Origin of the sequence: Mumia quercus (genome assembly GCF_025506335.1) — a bacterium.
Taxonomy (GTDB): domain Bacteria; phylum Actinomycetota; class Actinomycetes; order Propionibacteriales; family Nocardioidaceae; genus Mumia; species Mumia quercus.
Genome location: NZ_JANZYO010000001.1, coordinates 406,634 through 427,147, shown reverse-complemented (window position 1 = coordinate 427,147; position 20,514 = coordinate 406,634). Strand labels below are relative to the sequence as shown.

Below are 20,514 nucleotides of genomic sequence, written 5' to 3'. Positions count from 1 at the left end.
ACTGGACTTGACGGAGGTAGTGGATGACGATCACGACCGGGGCAGCCCTGCCCACCACGGCAGAGCGCCCGGCCCTGCGGACGACGATGCGCGAGGCGACCCCTCGCCGCTTCCTCATGTGCCGCCCGGAGCACTTCGACGTGACCTATGCGATCAACCCGTGGATGGACCCGAGCAAGCCGGTCGACACCGCGCTCGCGGTCGCGCAGTGGGAGACGCTGCGCGCCACGTACGAGAGCCTCGGTCACCAGGTCGACCTCATCCGCCCGGTCGAGGGTCTGCCCGACATGGTCTACGCCGCGAACGGCGGCGTCGTGTTCGACGGCAAGGCGGTCGCCGCGAGCTTCACGTACGCCGAGCGCCAGCCGGAGGGCGCGGCGTACCACGCGTGGTTCGACGAGGCCGGGTTCCGCCCGACCATCCAGGCCGGGTCGACCAACGAGGGCGAGGGCGACTTCCTCGTCGTCGGACGTCTGATCCTCGCCGGCACGGGATTCCGTACGTCGGTGGCCGCGCACCATGAGGTGCGCGAGTTCTTCGGCGCCCCGGTGATCTCGCTCGAGCTCGTCGACCCCCGCTTCTACCACCTCGACACCGCGCTGGCGGCGCTCGACGAACGGACGGTCGCGTACTACCCGCCGGCGTTCAGCGCGGCGAGCAACGCCGTCCTGCAGCAGCTCTTCCCGGACGCGATCCTCGCGAACGACGAGGACGCGAGCGTCCTCGGCCTCAACGCCGTCTCCGACGGCCACAACGTCGTGCTCACCGACAAGGCCGTGCACCTGCGCGCGCGGCTGCGCGAGCGCGGATTCAACCCCATCGGCGTCGACCTGAGCGAGCTGCTCAAGGGCGGCGGTAGCGTGAAGTGCTGCACTCTGGAGGTACGGGCATGAGTGACGTCACCAGCACCCAGGTGGCCTTCGTGGACGTGGCACACATGCGCCGCTGGATCGCGGAGCAGGGACCCGAGCGCCTCATCGGTGAGATGGTGTCGGCGCTCGAGACCGACTTCCGCCGTTGGCCGCAGTTCGACAAGTCGCCCCGTCACGCCGTGCACACCCGCGAGGGCGTGATGGAGCTGATGCCGACCAGCGACGGCGACGAGTACGGGTTCAAGTACGTCAACGGCCACCCGAAGAACCCGCTCCGCGGATTCCAGACAGTCACCGCCTTCGGCGTCCTCGCCCAGGTGCACAACGGCTACCCCACCTTCATGGCGGAGATGACGCTGCTCACCGCCCTCCGTACGGCGGCGACGTCGGCGATGGCCGCGAAGTGGCTGGCCCGGCCCGACTCGTCGACGATGGCGATGATCGGGACCGGTTCGCAGGCGGAGTTCCAGGCGCTCGGGTTCCGCGCGGTGCTCGGCATCGACCAGCTCCGCGTCTGGGACACCGACCCGGAGGCGATGCGCAAGCTCGTCCGCAACCTCGAGCCGCTCGGCTTCGAGATCACGATCGCCACCAGCGCCGCCGACGCGGTCGAGGGCGCCGACGTGATCACGACCTGCACCGCCGACAAGACCAATGCGACCGTCCTCAGCGATGCCGACGTCGCTCCCGGCGTGCACATCAACGCGATCGGCGGCGACTGCCCCGGCAAGACGGAGCTCGACCAGGCGATCCTGGAGCGCGCCTCGGTGTTCGTCGAGTACCCCGAGCAGACCCGGGTGGAGGGCGAGATCCAGGCCTTCGGACCGGAGTTCCCCGTCACGGAGCTGTGGGCGGTGATCGCAGGCGAGGCCCCCGGCCGTACGTCGCCGGAAGAGGTCACGGTCTTCGACTCGGTCGGGTTCGCGATCGAGGACTTCACGGCGCTGCGATTCGTACGCGACGCCGTGCGCGGCACCGCGTACGAGGCGAAGCTCGACCTGGTCGCCGAGCCGAGCGACCCGAAGGACCTGTTCGCGATGGTCACCCCGGCGCTCGCACTGCGCTGACCGTCACGTGCCGCTTGTGCGGTCGTTGGCCTACCGTCGTGTGATGAGGGCCTTCCTCAGCCTCACAGCAACCGCGCTTCTGCTCTCCGCCTGTTCGAGCCCAGCCCCGCAGGCGGAGAGCATCGCGTCGCCGTCGCACTCCGCATCACCCGCGCCCTCGGCCCGTACGGATCCGACGCCGTCGCTGCCCCCCACCCCTACCCCGGCCCCGCGTCGCGAGACCCACCCGCCGCGCGACGCGCTCCTCACCATCCCCGCCCTCGACATCCGCAACCTCCGCGTAGTCGCGTACCGCGGCAAAACCGACGACGCCGCGGGCACGCGCATCCAGAACCGTGGCCACGCCGCGAGCCCGCACGGGCCCCGAGGTGGCGCAGGCCCCGGCGGGATCGGCAACTACCAGGTCACTGCCCACCGACTCTCCTCCACCCGTGCATTCCTCGATCTCCCCGACCTCGATCGCGGCGACCGCGTGCACGTGACCGCCGCCGGGACCCGCTGGACGTACGAGATCGTCGCGACCCGCAAGACCTCGTTCCGTTCGGCTCGCTCGCTCGCCGAGCAGCGCGCCGCCGTTCCCGGACACCCCGGTCGTACGCCGGCTCGTGCCTTCCTCACGTTGTCGACCTGCGCGACTCCCGAGGACCACGCCCAGGGCAACTACTGGTCCGACGCGTTCGACAATCCTGAGCACCGCATCGACAAGATCGGCGTGCTCGTCCGCACCGACCCGACATGAGCGGCCGCCGCAACCGGTAGCGTCTACCGGTGACCTCCCCCGACCAGACGCTGCGCCGCGCCCGGTTCGCCGTGGCCGTGCTGTTCCTGACCAACGGCGCGATCTTCGCCAACGTCCTCCCGCGCTATCCCGAGATCAAGACCGAGCTCGGACTGAGCAACGCCGCGTACGGGCTCGCGATCGCCGCCCTGCCGATCGGCTCGCTGATGGCGGGTCTCACCGCGGGCGTGCTCATCCGCCGTTTCCGGTCGTCGCGCGTCGCCGTCGGTGGCACGATCCTCACCGGCATCGCTGCCTTCACCATCGGTCTCGCGCCCAGCGTCGGCCTGTTTGCCGCCGCGCTGTTCCTGCTCGGTGCGATGGACGCGGTCACCGACGTCGCGCAGAACGCGCACGGGCTGCGGGTCCAGCGCCGGTACGGGCGCTCGATCCTCAACTCCTTCCACGCCGTGTGGTCGGCCGGCGCGGTGCTCGGTGGCCTGATGGGCGCCGGCGCCGTCGCACTCGGCCTCTCACCCGCGGTGCACCTCGGGCTCTCCTCAGCACTGTTCGCCGCGATCGCCGTGGCCGCCTTCCCGTTCCTGCTGGCCGGACCTGAGGCGGACCCGAGCGAGGAGGCCGCGAGGTCCGCCCGGGCGGCGGGGCAGCGCGTCAACCGCTCCGGTGGCCCGACGGCGCGGACGATCCTGGTCCTTGCCGCCCTCGTCGTGCTCGCCATCGCCGGAGTCCTCGTGGAGGACGCAGGCAGCACCTGGGCCGCGGTCTATCTCAACGAGTCGCTGGGAGCTGCCGGTTCGATCGCCGCCTTCGGCTACGTCGCACTGGTCGGTGCGCAGTTCGTCGGGCGGCTCGTCGGCGACCGGCTGGTTGACCGCTACGGCCAACGTGCCGTCGTCGCGGTCGGCGGCCTCATCACTGCCGCCGGCATGGGCGCCGCGCTGGCGTTCCCGACCGTGCCCGGAACGATCGCCGGCTTCGCAGCGGCCGGATTCGGGGTTGCGACGGTCGTCCCAGCGGCGATGCACGGAGCCGACGAGCTGCCCGGCTTCAAGCCCGGCACCGGGCTCACTCTGCTGACCTGGCTGATGCGGATCGGGTTCCTCGTGTCGCCGCCGATCATCGGGCTCGTCGCGGACGCCACGAGCCTGCGGGTCGGTCTGCTCGTCGTCCCGCTCGCCGGCATCACCCTCGTCGCTCTCTCGACGGTCCTCGACGGGCGCCGCGACGTCGACCGTCCCGACCGGTGACAACCCGTCACGCTGGGTCGAAGTTCAGGTCGTCGAGGAGGGCGTCGAGGGTCTCCTTCTCGTCAGGACAGTAGACGTCGACGACGACGCGGTCGTAGTCGACCAGATCTTGCACGTGCTCGTCTGGCATCGCGGTGACGCGTGTCCAGGCCCATGGCAACGCGACGTCGTCCGGCTGCTCGTCCAGCGCCGCACACACGGAACCACCGTCGTCGCCGTACAGGGACTTCGCCAGCTCGGTGGTCATCTCCGGAGCCACACCGGAGTCGACGGCGGCTCGGGTGAAGTCCGAGGCCAGCGCCTCCGCCGAGTCGCTGTCCGACGATCCGCACGCGGCGGACAGGCCGACGACCGCGACGAGCAGCGCCGCTCGTGTCAGGAGCTCACGCATGGCGTCCCCCTCCCGTCGGGCCCGGCTTCTTGTCGCGCTGGTCCCAGCTGGGTTTTCGGAAGGCGTAGAAGAGCAGGGGCGGAACACCCAGGACGATGATGACCCCGCCCATCACCCAGGGATAGGCGCTCGTCGGGATCCCGGCCAGTCCTGACGGCGGGACGAAGCCCAGAAGGAACGCCGCGAGCGACGCCAGGAAGCCCACCCCAGCCACCAGCGGCATCATCGGCACCCGGTAGTCACGCTTGACGTTCGGTGCCTTCCTCCGCAGGACGATCGCGGAGGCGAACATGAGCATGTACATGATCAGGTAGAGCGCGGCCGCCATGTCGACCAGCGTGAAGAACGCCGCGCTGACGTTGGGGATCACCACGAAGAGCCCCGCCAGGATCGTGACGATCACGCCTTGCGAGAGCAGGATCCCGATCTGGATGCCCGCCTTGTTCTGCCGCTGGAGCCAGGGTGGCAGCAGACCCGTACGGGCCGCGGCGAGCAGTCCCTTGCTCGGGCCGGCGATCCAGGTGACGACCGAGGCGAGCGCGCCGATGGCGATCGCCGCGGAGATCACCGCCGTCGCCCATCCGATGCCCCAGTGGTCGAAGTACGCCTGGAACGCGACGTTGATCCCCGTCGTGAGACCGAGCTGGCTCTTCGGGACGACGAACGCGATCGCCAGGGTCGGGAGGATGAACACGAGCAGGATCAGCGCCGCCGCGATGAAGATCGCGCGTGGGTACTGCTTGCCCGGCTGCTTCATGTCCTCCGCGTGGACGGCGTTGACCTCCATGCCCGCGTACGCGAGGAAGTTGCTGACGATGAGGACGATGCTCGCGAGGCCGGTGAACGGCGGGATGATGTCGCTGGTCTCCATCGGGACCTGGCTCTTGTTGCCGGCGAGCATCCACACCGCCCCGAGGATGATGAGGATGGCCCCGGGGATCAGGGTGCCGATCACGCCACCCCACGAGCCGACCTTCGCGAAGAGCCCTCCGCCGCGCAGGTTGAGCAGGGTCGAGATCCAGTAGAAGACCACGATGATGATCGCGGTGTAGATGCCGGAGTTGGCCAGCTCGCTGTTGCCGAAGATGAAGGCGATGCTGGCGGCGATGAAGGCGAGCTGGACGGGATACCAGACGACGTTCTGGACCCACTGGAGCCAGATCGCCTCGAAGCCCCACCTGTTGCCGAGCGCTTCACGCACCCAGACGTAGACCCCGCCGTTCCACCCGGTGGCGAGCTCGGCCGCGACCAGCGCGGTCGGCACCAGGAAGAGCACGGCCGGGATCAGGTAGAGCGTGATGCTTCCCAGCCCGTACGTGGACATCGTCGGCAGGCTGCGCAGGCTGGCGACGACGACGACGGTGAGGACCGCCAGCTGGAACATCGACAGGTACGCCTTGGCAGCCCGCTGACCGGACGAGCCTCGTGTGCTGCTCATCATGGCCTCAGTGGTGGAAGCCGCGCTTGGCGACCGTGTGCGGGATCGGCGCGGGAAGGCTCTCGAGATCCGCGGTGGCGGCGGCGATGTCACCGAGCAGCTTGTCGGCGAGGTCGATGCTCAGCCCGTTGCGGACCACGATGCGCTGGACCGTGAGGTCGGAGAGGTCGTCGGGCATCGGGTACGCCGGCACCTGCCATCCGTACGTGCGCAGACGGTCCGACAGGTCGTACAGAGTCCACTTGTCGGTGTGCCCCGCCTTGAGCCGCCAGGCGAAGACGGGGATGTCGCTGGCGTCGTTCCACAGCTCGAACGCGCCATGCTTTGCGATGCCGTCCGCGAGGTGCTTCGCGGTGTCTTGCGAGGCCTGCTGCACCGCGCGGTAGCCGGTCCGGCCGAGGCGCAGGAAGTTGAAGTACTGCAGCAGCACCTGTGCACCCGGGCGCGAGAAGTTGAGCGCGAACGTCGGCATGTCACCGCCGAGGTAGCTGACATAAAAGATCAGGTCTTCGGGGAGCAGGTCCCGCGAGCGCCAGATGACCCAGCCGAGACCGGGATAGACGAGGCCGTACTTGTGTCCGGAGGTGTTGATCGAGTGGACGCGTTCCACCCGGAAGTCCCATTCGAGGTCCTCCTGCAGGAACGGCGCGATCATGCCGCCCGACGCACCGTCCACATGGATCGGGATGTCGAGGCCGGTGTTCTTCTGGATCTCGTCGAGCGCGGCGGCAACCTTGGTGACGGGCTCGTACATGCCCGTGTAGGTCACGCCCATGATGACGACGACGCCGATCGTGTTCTCGTCGACGTAGGAGGCCAGGTCGTGTCCGTCGAGGGTCTTGTGCTCCTCGGAGATCGGGACGTAGCGCGCCTCGACGTCCCAGTAGTTGCAGAACTTCTCCCACACCACCTGGACCGCCGAGCTCATCACGAGATTCGGCGTAGCAGCCGGCTTGCCCGCAGCCTTGCGAGCGTTCTGCCAGCGCCGCTTGAACGCCAGACCGGCGAGCATGCAGGCCTCGGACGAGCCGATGGTGGACGTGCCGATCGTGTGGTCAGGATCGGGGGCGTGCCACAGGTCGGCGAGGATCCGCCAGCAGCGCTCTTCGATGGCCGCGGTCGCCGGGTACTCGTCCTTGTCGATCATGTTCTTGTCGAACGTCTCCGAGTACAGCTTCTCGGCGTACGGGCCCATCCACGTCCCGACGAACGTCGCCAGGTTCAGGCGCGCGTTGCCGTCGAGCATGACCTCGTCGTGGACGAGCTGGTACGCCGTCTCCGGGAGCATCTCGCCGTTCTGCAACCGGGTGCGGGAGTAGGTCGTCTCCTCTCCCGGGCGTGCGAAGAGGGGGTTGACCTCGCGGATATTGGACTCCGAGCGCGCCATAGCTTCCTCCAGGCCCCAGGCACCGTGGGCCGGCGCTGCTGGTGGGCGAGGGCCGCCGGGGCGTCGATCGGTCGACGCGATCCTCTCTTCCGTCCTAACACAGACTTTTGGACAGAGCACTCTGGATGCGCGCGACCTCGGCGCGGTACGGCCCGGCGCCAGGCCCCACCGAAGAATCGATGCCCCACCGGAGCTCTCCGGTGGGGGACGCACTCTCCGTTGGCCCCAACGGAAAGTGCGGGCGCGTCAGCCGCGCTTGCGGGCGACCACGTACGCGTGCGGGGTCGGGTGGCCGGGACCGTCGTCGGCGGCGCGGACGGTGGTGGCGTCGACGTCGAGGCCGAGGTCGCCCAGCAGCGCACCGAACTCGGCCGCGTCGGGTCGGTGGAACTCGAGCGAGACCGGGATCTCCGCGAGCGTCTCGGGTCGGAAGGTCTCGGCGTCGGTCTGGAACGCCGCGAGGAACCAGCCGCCCGGCTCGAGCACGCGGACGAGCTCCGCCACCGCCGCGCGCAGCCGGGACGGCGGCACGTGGATGAGGGAGTACCACGCGACCACGCCGGCGTACGCCTCGTCCTCGTACGGGAGATCCATCAGCGACCCGACCTCGAAGCGCAGATCCGGCCGGAACGCCTGCGCGTTGCGGATCATCTCCGGGCTGAGGTCGACCCCGCGGGCGTCGACCTCCATCGACACGAGCTGTGCCGTGATGCGGCCCTCTCCGCAGCCCGCGTCGAGCACCGGCCCTCGCCCTGCGACGCGCCGCGCGAACGCGGCGAGCACCGCGTCGTCCCACGGGCTGACCTCCATGTCGCGGATCCACTCCGCGTAGGCGTCCGCGATCGCGTCGTACGAGATGCGGGTGCGGGTGAGGAAGTCCGGCTCGCTCATCCCGCGATCCTAGAGGCGGACGCTCGGCGCGATGTTCTGGTTCAGGTGGAAGACGTTCTCCGGGTCGTAGGCGTCCTTGAGGGCGATGAGCCGGGCCAGCTTGTCGGCCGGATACGCCCGGCGCACACCCTCCGCGCCCTCGTCGCCGAGCGCGTTGACGTAGACGCCGCTGGCGAACGGCGCCAGGCGTGCTGCCGCCGCACGCGCGGCCGCCATCCGCTCCTCGTCGGCCGCCGGGTCGGTCCAGCGTGCCGCCGCGACGTACTCGAAGACGGTGCCGCGCTGGCTGTACGCCGTCGCGTCGTCGGCGACCTCGTCGATCGCGCCGCCGTAGGCCTGGATGCCCGCCGCGACACTGGGGTCCTGCGAGACGAGGACGTCGATCGCGTCGTCAGGCAGGTCGCGGAGGTAGTGGCCTTTCCAGTACCGCCGCACCGCGTGCCCCTCGACGGTGTCGTCGCGGCGCTGGAGGTCGACGTACGAGAGCTCCTCGACCCGCCGGGCAATCGGCGACCCCAGTGCGTCGAGCACGCGCGCATGCTCGCGGCCCTCGTCGGGGTCGCCGACCCAGACGAAGCCGAGCGTCACGATCCCGCCGGCGATCGTCGCGTCGTACGTCGCGCGCCGCGGGGCGGTCGCGTTCAGGTCGCGCCACCGCGCGAACGGGGCGGCTGCCTCCGCCGCGGGGAAGTCCAGCGCGACGCTCAGCGCCTGCGTCCCCGTCTCGTGCAGGCGCAGCTCGAACTCCGTGACGATGCCGAAGTTGCCGCCACCCCCGCGCAGTCCCCAGAAGAGCTCCGGGTTCTCGTCGGCCGACGCCCGTACGACGTCTCCCGTGGCGAGGACGACCTCGCAGGACTCGACGTTGTCACACGTCAACCCGTACTGGCGGGCGAGCCACCCCATCCCGCCGCCGAGCGTGAGACCCCCGACGCCGGTGTGCGAGACGTTGCCCGCGGTCGTCGCGAGCCCGTACGGCTGGGTCGCCGCGTCCAGTGCGCCGAGCAGCGCGCCGCCCTGGACCCACGCCCTGCGGCGCGCGGGCGCGACCCGCACGGCACGCATCGGGGTGAGGTCGATCATCAGGCCGCCGTCGGGGACCGCGTGGCCGACGACGCTGTGACCGCCGCAGCGGACACCGATCTCGAGGCCCTCACGTCTGGCGAGCAGCACCGCCGCGGCAACCTCAGCCGTCTCGCGACAGCGCACGATCATCGCCGGCCGGTGGTCGACCATCGCGTTCCAGACCTGGCGTGCGGCGTCGTACCCGTCGTCGCCCGGGCGCAGGATCGCCGCCTCGGCGACGGTCGTCGCCTGTCCTGGTGTGCTCGTCATCGTCCGGCTCCTCGCGGTCCTCGACATCTGGACCTCTGACCGGCCTCGACGCCGCAACTCATCGGCGTGAGAGTGTCGGGATGTGGAAGACCCAGACCTGATCCCCGCCCGCAACCCCTTCCCTGCGGGCATCGACGAGCGCCTGTCGGCGCAGCTCGCCTTCCTCGCCGAGGCCGACAAGCTGAAGACGATCCTGCGCGCGTCGCCTCTGGCCGCAGCCGACCGTCGCGAGAACGACGCCGAGCACTCCTGGCACCTCGCGCTCATGGTCGCGCTGCTGGCCGAGTACGCCGACGAGCCGATCGACATCGGCCACACCGTGACGCTCGTGGTCGTGCACGACCTGGTCGAGATCTATGCGGGCGACAGCCCGGTGTACGACGCGGCGTCGCGCCTCGATCAGCGCGAGCGTGAGGAGGCGGCAGCGGACCGGCTGTTCCCGATGCTCCCGGACGACCAGGCGCGTGAGCTCCGCGCGCTGTGGGAGGAGTTCGAGGCGGGCGAGACGCCGGAGTCGCGTTTCGCGAAGGCGGTCGACCGGCTCGAGCCGATGCTGCTGAACTGGTTCAACGAAGGCGGGACCTGGCGGATGCCGGGTGCGAGCCTCGACAAGGTCCGGGCCCGTGCGGCCGGCGTCACGGCCGGGTCGTCGACGCTCGGCGCCGCCACCGAGGCGCTCATCGACGAGGGTGTCCAGCGTGGCTGGGTACGCGGGGTGCCGGGCGCGGACTCAGCCGAAGACGTCGAGGGTGCGCCGCGCGTTGAACCGTGACCCGGGTACGCGGGGAAGGTCGAGGACGTCGGTGACGAGATCGGCGAGGTCGCCGTTGCGGATCGGCTGCGGCCCGCGGTAGCGCGTACGGGCTGATCCCGGGCTGTCGATGTCGCGGTTCAGCGCGTACAGGTTGCGCCCGGCCGCGACACCCGGGCCCCGCACCATGAACGGCACGCGGAAGTTCGCGGGCTTCGACGCCCTGTCGTGCGAGGCGCCGCGGCCGCCGTGGTCCGCGGTGAGGACGAGCAGGGTGTGCCGGCGCAGCGCCGGTCGTGCGCGGAGCGTGCCCATGATCTGTCCGAGCAGCCGGTCGGTCCTGCGCACCGCCCGCAGGTAGGCGGCGCTCATGAACCCGCGGGCGTGGCCGGCCTGGTCCGGCAGCGACAGGTGGACGAAGGTGAACGTCCGGGGGGCGCGGCGCAGCTCCGAGGTCACCCGGCGCACCAGGCGCGCGTTGTCCGTGTCCACCGTGAACCGGTCGATCGCCGCCCGCCAGCTGCGCGCGTACAGGGCGAACTTCGGCTTCGCCGCGAACAGCGCGGTCGAGCCACCGGCCCCGTGAACGACGTCGAACACGCTCGCGACCCGCCTGCCCGCCGCCCGGTGAACGGTCGTGCCGGTGTCGCTGTTGAACGTGACCCCGTGCCCACCCCTGCGCGGGTCGATCCGCCGGCCCGTCATCATGCTCGCGTGGTTCGGCAGCGTGCGGGTCTGCTCGCGCGCGGTACGGGCGTTCAGGGTCGTCGCTCCGCGGCGCATCAGCCGGTGAAAGCTCGGCGTACGGGCGCGGCCGAGGACGCGGATCGCCTGCGGGTTGAGGCCGTCCACCGAGATCGCGACGACCCTGTTCACCGGGTCGTCGGCGGAGTCGCGGGCGGCCGGAGTGGCGGCCGAGGCGGGTGAAGCGGCGAGCGCGCCGGCCAGGGTGACCCCGGCCAGCGCGCTCGCTGCCGCCTGTCGAAGGACCATCAGCCCTCCTCCCGGCTGCTCGTGCCGCCCTCTCTCACTCGAGCCTAGGACAATTCGGACATTCATGCGGCGTGTGCCAATGCGTCGCGGCGGCTCCACACCGCCCGGGCGACCACGGGCACAACAGTCACGAGGGGCACGACGAGCACGACCGCGCTCAGGACGGCGAAGCCTCGTCCGTCGAACGGCGGGACCGCGAGGCCGAGCAGACCACCGCTGACCCCGATGACCGCGGGGACGACCGTGGCTGTGCCGATCAACCAGGCCACAACTCCGATGATCAGGGCTTCCGCGCCCGCCATCGCCACGAGCTGGCGCCGCGTCGCGCCCGTACGCCAGAGCAGCCGCAGCTCGTCGCGCCGCCCGGCCGTGCTCAGCACCAGCGCGTTCGCGGCGGCGACACCGACGAAGACCAGGAGAAGGAGCAGCAGCAGGGCCGACAGGTCACGGGACGCCGCTCCTGCCGCGGTCGCCGACGCGACGTACGCCGCCTCGTCCGTCGCGGTGAGCCCGAGCTCGGCGACGGCCGGGGCCACAGCGGAGTCGTCGGTGCGCAGCAGCACGGTGTCGGCGAGGACGTCGACACCGTCCGCCGCGAGGGTGCTCTCGCCGACCAGGTAGTCGCCGAAGCCCAGCCCTCGCTCGTACGTGGCGACGACCTCGACCCACGTCAGATCGCCACCGGCCCAGCGGATCGCGATCTTCTCGCCGATGCCCTTCCCAGTGTCGAGTCGAGCGTCGCGGCTGATCGCCACGGTTCCGGGGGCGTCCAGTGCTGCCAGATCGCCCTCCCGCAGCTGCGGGTCGAGCAAGCCGTGGAGCCCACCCGCCGGGAGGGCCCGTACCTGGAGCGGCTCCCACCCCAGCGGTCCGAGCCACCCGCTCTCGTCGTCCGTCCGCACCTCGGCCGGCACCGTGCCGAGCGGAGCCGTCGCGGTGACACCCGGCACGGCCGCGAGCGCAGCGAGACGCTCCTCGTCGAGGCCGGGCCCGGTGACGATCAGGTCGGCGTCGAGGCCGGCGGCCAGCTGGCGCTCGCCGCCTTCGACCAGCGTGTCGTCGACGGTCGCCTGCACCGTGCCGACACCCAGGACGAGGGCGAGCGGCACCACCACGGTGGTCAGCCGCCGCGAGAACCCACGGGTGTTGGCGAAGGCGAGCCGGGTGGCCGAGCCGCGACGCAACCGTGCGGCGTGGTCGAGCAGCCACCCGACGAGGAGCGGGCCGGCTGTCGCCGCGGCGCCGATGAGCAGGAACGCCGAGGTCGCTGCCAGCGCACTCCCGAGAGTCCCGGGAACGACCCACGGGCTCAGAGCCGCGACGAGTCCCGCCACCGCCAGGACGGCGGCGAAGGTCCGCCGGACAGGTCCGATGCCGACCGGCTCCACCACGCTCTGCGTCACGGCCGCCGACGGCGCCGTACGCAGGGTCGGACGTGTCGCGACCCGCGCGGCCAGCGAGGCCACCGGGAGCAGGACGAGCGTGGCCACCACGACCGGCACCGGCGAGAGTGCCATCCGGAAGCCCGGCTCGACCATCTGCGCCTCGACCAGGACGGGCGTCAGCAGAGGGACGGCGAGCAGTCCGACGAGCGCACCCAGCGGGGCGGCCACCAGCACGACCAGCGTGGTCTCGCGGCGGACCAGCCCGCGGACCTGGCTCCGGGTCGCGCCGAGCGTACGGAGCAGAGCGAAGTCACGCTGCCGCTGACGCAGGGCGAGGGACACGGTCGCGGCGACGACGAAGACGACGAGCATCGTCGCGGTGCCGGTGAAGGACAAGGCGAGGGCGATCAGAAACCCGGCGCCACCCGAACGGGCGCCGGACTCGACGAGGACCCCCGTACCCGAGAGCAGCACCGCGGCGAGCGCCACCACGACGAAGGGCCCGACCAGGCTCGGCAGGTGAGCAGCGGCACCCGAGCGCGCGAGACGCCACATCGCGTTCACCGCTCCAGCCCGAGGAGACGCTCAGCCACGAGGGCGGCCGTCGGGTTCTCGATCCGGTCGACCAGGCGACCGTCGGAGAGGAACAGGACCTGCTCCGCACTCGCCGCCACCACAGGGTCGTGGGTCACGAGCACCACGGTCTGCCCGAGTCGGCGTGCCGTCTCACGCAGCAGCTCCAGCACGGCAGCACCCGTACGCCGGTCGAGCGCGCCGGTCGGCTCGTCGGCGAAGACGACGGTGGGCCGGGCGTAGAGAGCGCGCGCGATCGCGACCCGCTGCGCCTGGCCGCCGGAGAGCTCACCGGGGCGGCGGTCCGCCATCGCGCTCAGGCCCACGGCGTCGAGCAGCTCGGCCTGCCACGCCGGCTCGGCGTCGCGACCGGCCAGCATCGCCGGCAGGGCGACGTTGTCGGCGACGCTCAGGTGCGGGATCAGGTTGTACGCCTGGAAGACGAACCCGATGTGGTCGCGGCGGAAGCGCGTCATCGCGTCCGGCGACAGCCTGCTGATGTCGTGCTCGCCGACGGTGATCCGGCCGCTGCTGGCGACGTCGAGACCTGCCGCGCAGTTGAGCAGGGTCGACTTGCCCGATCCGGAGGGACCCATCACCGCGGTGAAGGAGCCTTCCTCCAAGGCCAGGGAGATGCCCCGCAGTGCGTGCACCGGCCCGGCGCTCCCGGCGTACGTCTTGTGCACGTCGACGAGGCTCAGCGCGGGACGGGCGGGACTGCCAGGAGGGTGTGGGCGGGTGGCGCGGTGGTCAAGGGGAAGGGTCATCGCAGATCCTCGGTCGTCGGAGGGGTACGTCCTCGACACTAGGAACCGGCAGGGGGTCGCCACGAGCCGCACGAGAGGGAGATCGCGGGGTTGCATCCTTCGATGCAACCCGGCGCCGACGCCGTGCGCGTACGTGTCAGTCGGGGACCGCGACGACCTTGTTCTGGTACGCCCAGACCGCAGCCTGGAGGCGTGAGCGGACGCCGAGCTTGGGCATCATCCGCGCCAGGTGCGACTTCACCGTCGAGGTCTCCAGGAACAGCTGCGCCGCGATCTCGTCGTTCGACAACCCCTGTGCCAGCAGGAGCAGGATGTCGAGCTCGCGGGCGGTGAGGAGCTCGGTCGCCCGACCGGCGGTGACCGGGACGATCTCGCGTCGCGTGACGACCTCGCGCAGCACGCGCTTGGTCAGGGCGTCGTCGAGGGTGCCGTTGCCCTTGGCGACCGAGCGCACCGCCGCCACGAGGACGTCCGGCTCTGCATCCTTGAGGAGGAACCCGGAAGCGCCCGCCTCCAGAGCCCCGAAGAGGTAGTCGTCGATGTCGAACGTCGTCAGCACCAGGACGGGGATCGGATCGGCCACGCCGGGACCGCACAGCTCCCGGGTCGCGCTGATCCCGTCCTGCCCGGGCATCCGGATGTCCATGCAGACCACGTCCGGACGCAGCGCACGGGCGGCCTCCACCGCCTCGCGACCGTCCGCGGCGACGGCGACCACCTCGAGGTCCGGCTCGGCGTCGATCAGCGTCCTCAGCCCCGCGCGTACGAGCGCCTGGTCGTCGGCGATCAGGACCCGGGTCATGCGTCCTCCGTCGGGGTCGTGGGTTCGAGTGTGAGAAGGTCGGGGTCGCGCGGGACGCGCAGGCTCACGTACCAGCCGCCGTCGGCGGTGGGACCGAGGTCGAGGCGGGCGCCGGTGAGCTCGGCGCGTTCGCGCATCCCGACGAGACCGAATCCGCCGCTCCCCTGCGGGACGGAACGGGCCTGCGCCGGATCGTTGCGGACGGTCAGCAGCACGGCGTCGGGGTCGCGGTCGTCGAGGGTCACGTCGGTGGGTGCGCCCGGCGCGTGCCGCGCAGCGTTGGCGAGGGCCTCCTGCACCATCCGGTACGCCGCGAGCTGGCCGAGCGGGCCCACCCCCTGGCCCAGCGGATGCCCACCCGCCAGCACGGTCAAGCGGACGTCACGTCCCGTGCCGCCGACCGACTCGACGAGGGCGCCGATCCCCGCCAGCGACTCGGACCGTACGCGGTCCGGCTCGGGCGTGCCGGTGCGCTCATCGTCCTCACGCAGCAGGCTGACCAGGTTGCGCAGGTCGCGCAGCACAGCCGTGCTCTGCGCGCGCACCTGGGCCACGCCCTCCTTCGCCGCAGCGGGGTCGGAGTCGATCTGAGTACCGATCGCCGCGGTCATCACCGCGATCCCGGAGAGGTGGTGGGCGGCGATGTCGTGGAGCTCGCGCGCCATGGCGGTGCGCTCCCGAGCGACGGCGGCCTGCACGAGGGCACCGCGCTCGCGTTCGAGCGCGTCGATGCGGCTCTGACGCGCCGCACGGACCTCGCGCCGCGCGGCCACGACCAGCGCGACCGCCAGCGGGAGCCCGACCGTACCCGTGCCCTGCATCGCACCGAGGCCGACGGCCACCGCGAGCGGCTCCCCGCTCTGCACCACGCTGAGCACCGAACCGACCGCCGCGAGCGCGGCCGCGCCGACGAAGGTGGGCCACGTCCGTGCGAGCGGCTCGGCCAGACCGAGGGTGAACGCGGCGACCAGCACGGCCAGCTGTGCGACACCGATGCTGGCTCCGAGCCCCCACACCCCGCACAGCGCCATCCCGAGGGCGGCGACGAGCAGGACTGCGCTCGGTGCCGTACGACGCCACAGCAGCGCGACCGCCTGCAGCACCACGGTCGCCGCCCCCAGAGCCCAGCCGAGGGGGGACGGGACCGGGTCGACGACGCCGGCGTCGGGGGCGACGGCCGTCACGGCGACGGCGGCCGCGAGAACCACGAGCGCGAGCGCCCCCGTCACCAGGGCGACCCACCGGTCGGCCACGGGAACGCTGCCTCGACGAGTCACGCCCGAACGCTACCTGAGCAGGGGAAGCGCCCTCACTGCGTCGCCGAGGACGAGGCGGTCACGTCCGGTGAGCGGCAGCCGCCCGGTCGCCTTGAGCAGGTACTCGTGGTCGTCCCAGCTCTCGGGCCGCAACGTCATGTCTCCGAGCAGCCCGTCCAGGGTCGCGGTCGCGGCCCGGGTCTCGAGCGGCCCCGGCAGCGGTGAGCGCGGAAGGTCCACGACGAGGTCGAGATGGTGGATGGCTGCCTCGGTCGCCAGCGTCGTCAGCAGGTCCGCCACGGTGAGCACGTGGCCCTGGGTGGTCACGCGGCTGTCGGGATCCGCAGCCTCGGCCGCACGTACGGCGGCGAGCGCGGTGTCCGCCCACAGCTGGACCACGTCGGTCGGTCTGTCGAAGCCGGCGGCCGCGCGCCGTACTGCCCAGGCGCTCGCGGCAGCGGGGTCGTTCTCCGCCGCGAAGGCCTTCCAGTAGGTGACGGCGTCGACATCGGACGGCCCGTCGGTCGGGCTGTCCAGCGCGGCCACCGCACGCTGCGCGTCGCCCACCAGGTGCAGGAGCAGGTCGACGACCAGCCAGCCGTGGCACCGCGTCGGCCGCTGCAGGTCGCTGTCGTCGAGGCGCGCGACGACCTGGGTGATCCCGTCGTACGCCTCGACCAGGGGGAGGTGCGGCGTCATGGAGGCACCTTCGCACGGGAGAGGTCCTCGCTGCACGGGGACAAATCGGACGCGCGAGGAATTTCGAGGCGCACCCCGTGTGGTGGCGCCATGGCCGGGTACTGCTGGAGCACACCGAGAGAGAAGGGAGCAGCAACCGACATGAGCACCATCCAGAAGACCATCGACGTCGCCGTCCCCGTCCGTACCGCGTACGACCAGTGGACGCAGTTCGAGTCTTTCCCCCGGTTCATGGAGGGCGTGGAGTCGGTCACCCAGCTCGATGCCAAGCGCCTTCACTGGAAGGCGGAGATCGCCGGCGTCACGCGCGAGTGGGATGCCGAGATCGTGGACCAGACGCCGGACGAGCGCGTCACGTGGCGCGCCATCGACGGCACCACGAACGCCGGCACCGTGTCGTTCGCTCCGGACGAGATGGGCCGGGCCACGAAGATCACGCTCCAGATGGACTACGAGCCCGAGGGCTTCGTCGAGAAGGCCGGCGACATGCTCAACATCGTCGAGCGCCGTGTCGAGGGAGACCTCAAGCGCTTCAAGGAGTTCATCGAGTCCCGTGGCGCCGAGACAGGAGCGTGGCGAGGCGACGTGAACCCCACCGGCACGGTCGACCCGACGGCGGGCATGCCCGGCACGACAGGCGGGACCACCGACCCGACGGTCCGTCCGACCGACCCGAACGGTGGCGCGCACCGCATCTGAGCGAGCGTCGCAGACTGACCGGAGGCCGTTCCCCGTACGCGGGGGACGGCCTCCGTCGTTGTCTGCGTCAGCCGTCGACGTTCGCCGTGCGCGTCACGAGATCCTCGAGCAGTGCCGGCATGCCCTTCTGGGCGTGCACGTCGCGCTGGCGCGCGTACTCCGGCGGGTCGGCGAGGAGGGCGTGCACGGCGTCGAGCGGTCGGTCCAAGCCGTCGGGTGCCAGCTGCTTGCGGGCATCGTCGAGAGCGCGCGCCGCCATCTCGCGTACGGGTCGGCGGGAGCCCTCGGCGTCGAGGATCGTCGCGTCGAGGCCGTGGCGGCACGCTCGGAGGTCGTTGGCGAGGACGACCTCGTCCGGGAGATCGTCAGCGTCTGGAGACTCGATCGCGTGGCGGGCCAGGCCCTGCACGAGGGCGGCCAGCCCGGCGGCGCGTCCAGCGACGACTGCGCGTCCATGACCCGCACCTCGATCGTCCCGAGCCTCGGCTGCGGCCGGAGCTCCCAGCACACGTAGCTGTAGTCGGGCACCTCGTGCGCCCACCGCGCGACGGCGATCGCCTCTTCATACGCCTCCCAGCTGGGAAGTGCCGGCGGCATCGTGGTGCGCGGGTACGACCGGAGGATCGCCGGCCGTACGCAGGCGAGCCCGGAGTCGCGGCCGTGCCAGTACGGCGACCCTGCCGCCAACGCGCGGAAGACGGACAGGCGGTTGCGGAGAGTGCGGTAGACCGTCAGGGCGCTGGCGGGGTCCGGCAGTCCAACGTGCACCTGGAAGGCCGCCGTCGGCGTGCGCAGCAGCCCGGCGAACTCATGTCCCAGTCGGTCGTACCGCGGCGAGGTCGTGAGCGCCGCGGCCCCGAACGCGGCGGTCGGGTGGACACCGGCGGCCAGCATGCGTACGCCCTCGTCGGTCACCGTCCTCCGCAGCTCCTTCAGCGCGTCGTACACCTGCTCGGCGTCCGCGCACACCGGCGTCTCGAGCTCGACCTCGTCGGCGAACACCTCGCCTTTGACGTTTCCGGTCGTGGCGCGCTCCCTCAGGGCGTCGAGCACCGGTGCCGCTGCCTGCCCCAACAGCTCCGCGTTCTCGTCGACGAGCAGCAGCTCGTCCTCGGCGCCAAGGGTGAACTCATCGCTCGGGTGCCACTCGAGGCTGCTGATCTCTGACGAACGACGAGCCACTGAGGGCCTCCCAAGACGTGTACGGACTTCCTGGGGAGAGGTACCCCCGCCCGCCGCCCGCAACCGCCGACGCCCGGGTCATGTGCGTCTCTTGACGCCTCCCGTACCGGGGGTGAAGGTGGAAGTCCGTCCCGCCGGTCCCAGGAGTCGACATGCACCGTCGCCTGCTCGCTCTTCTTCTCCTCCTCACGTTCGGCATGGGTGGGCTGGTGATCGGCTCGCCGGCGACGGCGATCATCAACGGAACCCCCGACGGCGAGAGGCATCCCGCGGTCGGGGGCCTCGTGTCACCGACCCAGTACTCCGACGGCACCTGGACCTACTGCTCCGGCACGTTGATCTCGCCGACCGTCTTCCTCACTGCGGCTCACTGCGGCACCGAGGGCGAGCGGGTCGCCGTGACGTTCGACAGCGACTACGAGGACGGCGACCAGGTCTACACCGGCACCTTCCACGGAGACCCGCTCTACCCGGGCAACCAGAGCGACGCGCACGACATCGCCGTCGTCGTCTTCGACGAGCCGGTCGCGGGGATCACGCCCGCACGGCTGCCTGAGGCCGGCTCACTCTCCGACCTCTCCCGCAACCAGCGGTTCACCTCGGTGGGGTACGGCGCGTACGAGGTGACCAACGAGCCCGGCGGCCACCGCTACCTGTACGACGACCGCCGCATGGTCGCGACCGGCACGCTCAATGCCATCAACCCGACCTGGCTGCGCATCTCCATGAACGCGAGCACCGGCAACGGCGGCACCTGCTACGGCGACTCCGGCGGGCCGAACTTCCTCGGCACCACCGACGTCATCGCCGCTATCACCATCACCGGCGACGCCGTCTGCCGAGCCACCAACGTCACCTACCGCCTCGACACCGAGTCCGCTCGCACGTTCCTCGCGCAGTACGTCGCCTTGCCCTGAGCGCCGACGACGCCGCCCCGCGCCCATAACGTCATACGAATCGATGGCCGCGCGCCACCATTCGTATGACGTCCCGAGCCGGAAGCCGGTGACAGGAGTCAAGCCCGCGGACCTCTTCACGCCTCGACACCGAGTCCGCTCGCACGTTCCTCGCGCAGTACGTCGCCTTGCCCTGAGCGCCGACGACGCCCCGCGCCCACAACGTCATACAAATCGATGGCCACGAACCACCATTCGTATGACGTCCCGAGCCCAGAGCCGGTGACAGGAGTCGAACCCGCGACATCCAACCGCCTCGACTCCACTCGCACGTTCCTCGCGCAGGACTGGAATAGCCGTTTCATGTGCCCTCGCCCCAGCGCAGTTCACGGATGCGGGACACGCCCTCGTCGGTTGCGGCGAAGTAGACGAGATCCCCTTGCGTTCCTTCCGCGGGAACTTCCCAATGGGGCCCCGGCGCGAGCGCCGCGCGGGCCCGGCTGGGTTCGAGCTCAACCGGAACCTCGATGGCGGGGTCGAACCCGACGAAGATGCGGATGAGCCCGTCGGTCAGGAGCTGCGTCAGCGCATCGCGGGCCGCATCTTCAGCCGACGACTCATGAGCCATTTCGAATGCGGCATCCCAGAGGCCGGTGTAGTCCTCGGCCGCGAGGACCAAGAGTCTTGTCGCGTTTTCCATCACGGCACCGCCAGGATTGGGTTGCCCACGAGCGGTATCCGTTCGACCGCGCCCCTACCCGAACTCAGCCGACGGTAGGGGCCCCCATGTACTCCGTCGGAGGCAAGTCCTGTTCCTCGCTCGTACATCATGATCTGGCTCCTGTTGGCTTGGCCGCCGAACTTCATGCCGCCACCTATGGCCTTGGGGGCGTCGGACCGATCGAGTCACCACACAGGTGGGCGCCGACGCCGCCGAGAGTGGGCTCCAACTCCGCAGTCATCGACCCAAGGAATGCCGCCGCGATCCGGGTCGACTGCCGGCACGGCACGCAACTAGGCGCGTGTCCAGGCCGCCTCTCCCAGAGCCGGTGACAGGAGTCGAACCCGCGACATCCTCATTACAAGTGAGGCGCTCTACCAACTGAGCTACACCGGCGCGGCCTCGTACGATCCGAGGCCGCGC

20 protein-coding genes and 1 tRNA gene are annotated in these 20,514 nt (G+C 70.9%); 7 read left to right on the top strand and 14 right to left on the bottom strand.

Annotation, left to right across the window (positions count from 1 at the left end; genetic code table 11):
- Positions 1-23 precede the first annotated feature (23 nt).
- Genes ddaH through NYZ95_RS02025 form a run of 4 tightly spaced genes read left to right on the top strand, consistent with a single transcriptional unit; the run spans position 24 to position 3,925 of the window.
- Positions 24-893: a dimethylargininase gene (ddaH, locus tag NYZ95_RS02040; RefSeq protein ID WP_262848193.1), complete on the top strand. Its 870-nt coding sequence runs from the start codon at positions 24-26 to the stop codon at positions 891-893.
- On the top strand, positions 890-1,939 hold the full coding sequence (gene ocd / locus NYZ95_RS02035) for an ornithine cyclodeaminase (protein ID WP_262848191.1): 1,050 nt from the start codon (positions 890-892) through the stop codon (positions 1,937-1,939). The genes ddaH and ocd overlap by 4 nt, the downstream gene beginning before the upstream one ends.
- A gap of 43 nt (positions 1,940-1,982) precedes the next feature.
- Entirely contained in the window at positions 1,983-2,678 is a 696-nt protein-coding gene (locus NYZ95_RS02030) for a sortase domain-containing protein (RefSeq protein ID WP_262848190.1), read from the top strand.
- Positions 2,679-2,707: 29 nt separating this feature from the next.
- Positions 2,708-3,925, top strand: a complete 1,218-nt coding sequence (locus NYZ95_RS02025) for an MFS transporter (protein WP_262848188.1) — start codon at positions 2,708-2,710, stop codon at positions 3,923-3,925.
- A gap of 7 nt (positions 3,926-3,932) precedes the next feature.
- Here the strand turns inward: NYZ95_RS02025 and NYZ95_RS02020 are convergent, their stop codons facing one another.
- The 5 genes from NYZ95_RS02020 to NYZ95_RS02000 all read right to left on the bottom strand — a co-directional run bounded on the left by NYZ95_RS02020 (position 3,933) and on the right by NYZ95_RS02000 (position 9,367).
- Positions 3,933-4,316 (bottom strand): hypothetical protein, encoded by a 384-nt coding sequence (locus NYZ95_RS02020; protein WP_262848186.1) that lies wholly within the window; start codon positions 4,314-4,316, stop codon positions 3,933-3,935.
- The gene (gadC, locus tag NYZ95_RS02015; RefSeq protein ID WP_262848184.1) at positions 4,309-5,754 is read right to left on the bottom strand and encodes a glutamate/gamma-aminobutyrate antiporter GadC; all 1,446 of its coding nucleotides are present in this window, start codon (positions 5,752-5,754) and stop codon (positions 4,309-4,311) included. The genes NYZ95_RS02020 and gadC overlap by 8 nt, the downstream gene beginning before the upstream one ends.
- Before the next feature lie 7 nt (positions 5,755-5,761).
- Positions 5,762-7,141: a glutamate decarboxylase gene (gene gad / locus NYZ95_RS02010; RefSeq protein WP_262848182.1), complete on the bottom strand. Its 1,380-nt coding sequence runs from the start codon at positions 7,139-7,141 to the stop codon at positions 5,762-5,764.
- 246 nt (positions 7,142-7,387) lie between these two features.
- Positions 7,388-8,032, bottom strand: a complete 645-nt coding sequence (locus NYZ95_RS02005; protein WP_262848180.1) for a class I SAM-dependent methyltransferase — start codon at positions 8,030-8,032, stop codon at positions 7,388-7,390.
- Positions 8,033-8,041: 9 nt separating this feature from the next.
- Complete coding sequence (locus NYZ95_RS02000) at positions 8,042-9,367, bottom strand: FAD-binding oxidoreductase (protein ID WP_262848178.1); 1,326 nt, start codon at positions 9,365-9,367, stop codon at positions 8,042-8,044.
- 82 nt (positions 9,368-9,449) lie between these two features.
- On the opposite strand from NYZ95_RS02000, the gene NYZ95_RS01995 reads away from it, so the two are divergent.
- Positions 9,450-10,139 (top strand): HD domain-containing protein, encoded by a 690-nt coding sequence (locus NYZ95_RS01995; RefSeq protein WP_262848176.1) that lies wholly within the window; start codon positions 9,450-9,452, stop codon positions 10,137-10,139.
- Here the strand turns inward: NYZ95_RS01995 and NYZ95_RS01990 are convergent.
- The 6 genes from NYZ95_RS01990 to NYZ95_RS01965 all read right to left on the bottom strand — a co-directional run bounded on the left by NYZ95_RS01990 (position 10,098) and on the right by NYZ95_RS01965 (position 16,593).
- Complete coding sequence (locus NYZ95_RS01990; RefSeq protein WP_262848174.1) at positions 10,098-11,111, bottom strand: alkaline phosphatase family protein; 1,014 nt, start codon at positions 11,109-11,111, stop codon at positions 10,098-10,100. The genes NYZ95_RS01995 and NYZ95_RS01990 overlap by 42 nt on opposite strands.
- Before the next feature lie 62 nt (positions 11,112-11,173).
- Positions 11,174-13,051, bottom strand: a complete 1,878-nt coding sequence (locus NYZ95_RS01985) for an FtsX-like permease family protein (protein WP_262848691.1) — start codon at positions 13,049-13,051, stop codon at positions 11,174-11,176.
- A gap of 5 nt (positions 13,052-13,056) precedes the next feature.
- The gene (locus tag NYZ95_RS01980; RefSeq protein ID WP_262848172.1) at positions 13,057-13,836 is read right to left on the bottom strand and encodes an ABC transporter ATP-binding protein; all 780 of its coding nucleotides are present in this window, start codon (positions 13,834-13,836) and stop codon (positions 13,057-13,059) included.
- A 136-nt stretch (positions 13,837-13,972) separates the two neighbouring features.
- Positions 13,973-14,638, bottom strand: coding sequence for a response regulator (locus tag NYZ95_RS01975; protein ID WP_262848170.1), 666 nt, complete (start codon positions 14,636-14,638; stop codon positions 13,973-13,975).
- The gene (locus tag NYZ95_RS20270; RefSeq protein WP_262848168.1) at positions 14,635-15,915 is read right to left on the bottom strand and encodes a sensor histidine kinase; all 1,281 of its coding nucleotides are present in this window, start codon (positions 15,913-15,915) and stop codon (positions 14,635-14,637) included. The genes NYZ95_RS01975 and NYZ95_RS20270 overlap by 4 nt, the downstream gene beginning before the upstream one ends.
- Before the next feature lie 9 nt (positions 15,916-15,924).
- Positions 15,925-16,593 (bottom strand): maleylpyruvate isomerase N-terminal domain-containing protein, encoded by a 669-nt coding sequence (locus NYZ95_RS01965; RefSeq protein ID WP_262848166.1) that lies wholly within the window; start codon positions 16,591-16,593, stop codon positions 15,925-15,927.
- 141 nt (positions 16,594-16,734) lie between these two features.
- Between NYZ95_RS01965 and NYZ95_RS01960 the strand changes: the two genes are divergently transcribed.
- Complete coding sequence (locus tag NYZ95_RS01960) at positions 16,735-17,292, top strand: SRPBCC family protein (RefSeq protein ID WP_262848164.1); 558 nt, start codon at positions 16,735-16,737, stop codon at positions 17,290-17,292.
- Positions 17,293-17,385: 93 nt separating this feature from the next.
- On the opposite strand, the gene NYZ95_RS01955 is transcribed toward NYZ95_RS01960, so the two are convergent.
- Positions 17,386-18,474: a carboxylate-amine ligase gene (locus NYZ95_RS01955; protein ID WP_262848162.1), complete on the bottom strand. Its 1,089-nt coding sequence runs from the start codon at positions 18,472-18,474 to the stop codon at positions 17,386-17,388.
- A gap of 152 nt (positions 18,475-18,626) precedes the next feature.
- Here NYZ95_RS01955 and NYZ95_RS01950 point away from each other — a divergent pair, with 152 nt between their 5' ends.
- A complete protein-coding gene (locus NYZ95_RS01950; protein WP_262848160.1) occupies positions 18,627-19,391 on the top strand; it encodes a trypsin-like serine protease in 765 nt (254 codons plus the stop codon).
- Positions 19,392-19,731: 340 nt separating this feature from the next.
- On the opposite strand, the gene NYZ95_RS01945 is transcribed toward NYZ95_RS01950, so the two are convergent.
- Together NYZ95_RS01945 and NYZ95_RS01940 are read right to left on the bottom strand one after the other, a co-directional pair.
- Positions 19,732-20,070, bottom strand: a complete 339-nt coding sequence (locus NYZ95_RS01945; protein ID WP_262848158.1) for a hypothetical protein — start codon at positions 20,068-20,070, stop codon at positions 19,732-19,734.
- Between the two features lie 344 nt (positions 20,071-20,414).
- Positions 20,415-20,487: transfer RNA gene (locus NYZ95_RS01940), tRNA-Thr, on the bottom strand.
- Positions 20,488-20,514: the final 27 nt, after the last annotated feature.

What these genes read in the sequence shown, in the direction of transcription:
- ddaH (WP_262848193.1), top strand. Translation starts at nt 24, where the DNA reads ATGACGATCACGACCGGGGCAGCCCTGCCCACCACGGCAGAGCGCCCG.
- ocd (WP_262848191.1), top strand. Translation starts at nt 890, where the DNA reads ATGAGTGACGTCACCAGCACCCAGGTGGCCTTCGTGGACGTGGCACAC.
- NYZ95_RS02030 (WP_262848190.1), top strand. Translation starts at nt 1,983, where the DNA reads ATGAGGGCCTTCCTCAGCCTCACAGCAACCGCGCTTCTGCTCTCCGCC.
- NYZ95_RS02020 (WP_262848186.1), bottom strand. Translation starts at nt 4,316, where the DNA reads ATGCGTGAGCTCCTGACACGAGCGGCGCTGCTCGTCGCGGTCGTCGGC.
- gadC (WP_262848184.1), bottom strand. Translation starts at nt 5,754, where the DNA reads ATGAGCAGCACACGAGGCTCGTCCGGTCAGCGGGCTGCCAAGGCGTAC.
- gad (WP_262848182.1), bottom strand. Translation starts at nt 7,141, where the DNA reads ATGGCGCGCTCGGAGTCCAATATCCGCGAGGTCAACCCCCTCTTCGCA.
- NYZ95_RS02005 (WP_262848180.1), bottom strand. Translation starts at nt 8,032, where the DNA reads ATGAGCGAGCCGGACTTCCTCACCCGCACCCGCATCTCGTACGACGCG.
- NYZ95_RS02000 (WP_262848178.1), bottom strand. Translation starts at nt 9,367, where the DNA reads ATGACGAGCACACCAGGACAGGCGACGACCGTCGCCGAGGCGGCGATC.
- NYZ95_RS01990 (WP_262848174.1), bottom strand. Translation starts at nt 11,111, where the DNA reads ATGGTCCTTCGACAGGCGGCAGCGAGCGCGCTGGCCGGGGTCACCCTG.
- NYZ95_RS01985 (WP_262848691.1), bottom strand. Translation starts at nt 13,051, where the DNA reads ATGTGGCGTCTCGCGCGCTCGGGTGCCGCTGCTCACCTGCCGAGCCTG.
- NYZ95_RS01980 (WP_262848172.1), bottom strand. Translation starts at nt 13,836, where the DNA reads ATGACCCTTCCCCTTGACCACCGCGCCACCCGCCCACACCCTCCTGGC.
- NYZ95_RS01975 (WP_262848170.1), bottom strand. Translation starts at nt 14,638, where the DNA reads ATGACCCGGGTCCTGATCGCCGACGACCAGGCGCTCGTACGCGCGGGG.
- NYZ95_RS01965 (WP_262848166.1), bottom strand. Translation starts at nt 16,593, where the DNA reads ATGACGCCGCACCTCCCCCTGGTCGAGGCGTACGACGGGATCACCCAG.
- NYZ95_RS01960 (WP_262848164.1), top strand. Translation starts at nt 16,735, where the DNA reads ATGAGCACCATCCAGAAGACCATCGACGTCGCCGTCCCCGTCCGTACC.
- NYZ95_RS01950 (WP_262848160.1), top strand. Translation starts at nt 18,627, where the DNA reads ATGCACCGTCGCCTGCTCGCTCTTCTTCTCCTCCTCACGTTCGGCATG.
- NYZ95_RS01945 (WP_262848158.1), bottom strand. Translation starts at nt 20,070, where the DNA reads ATGGAAAACGCGACAAGACTCTTGGTCCTCGCGGCCGAGGACTACACC.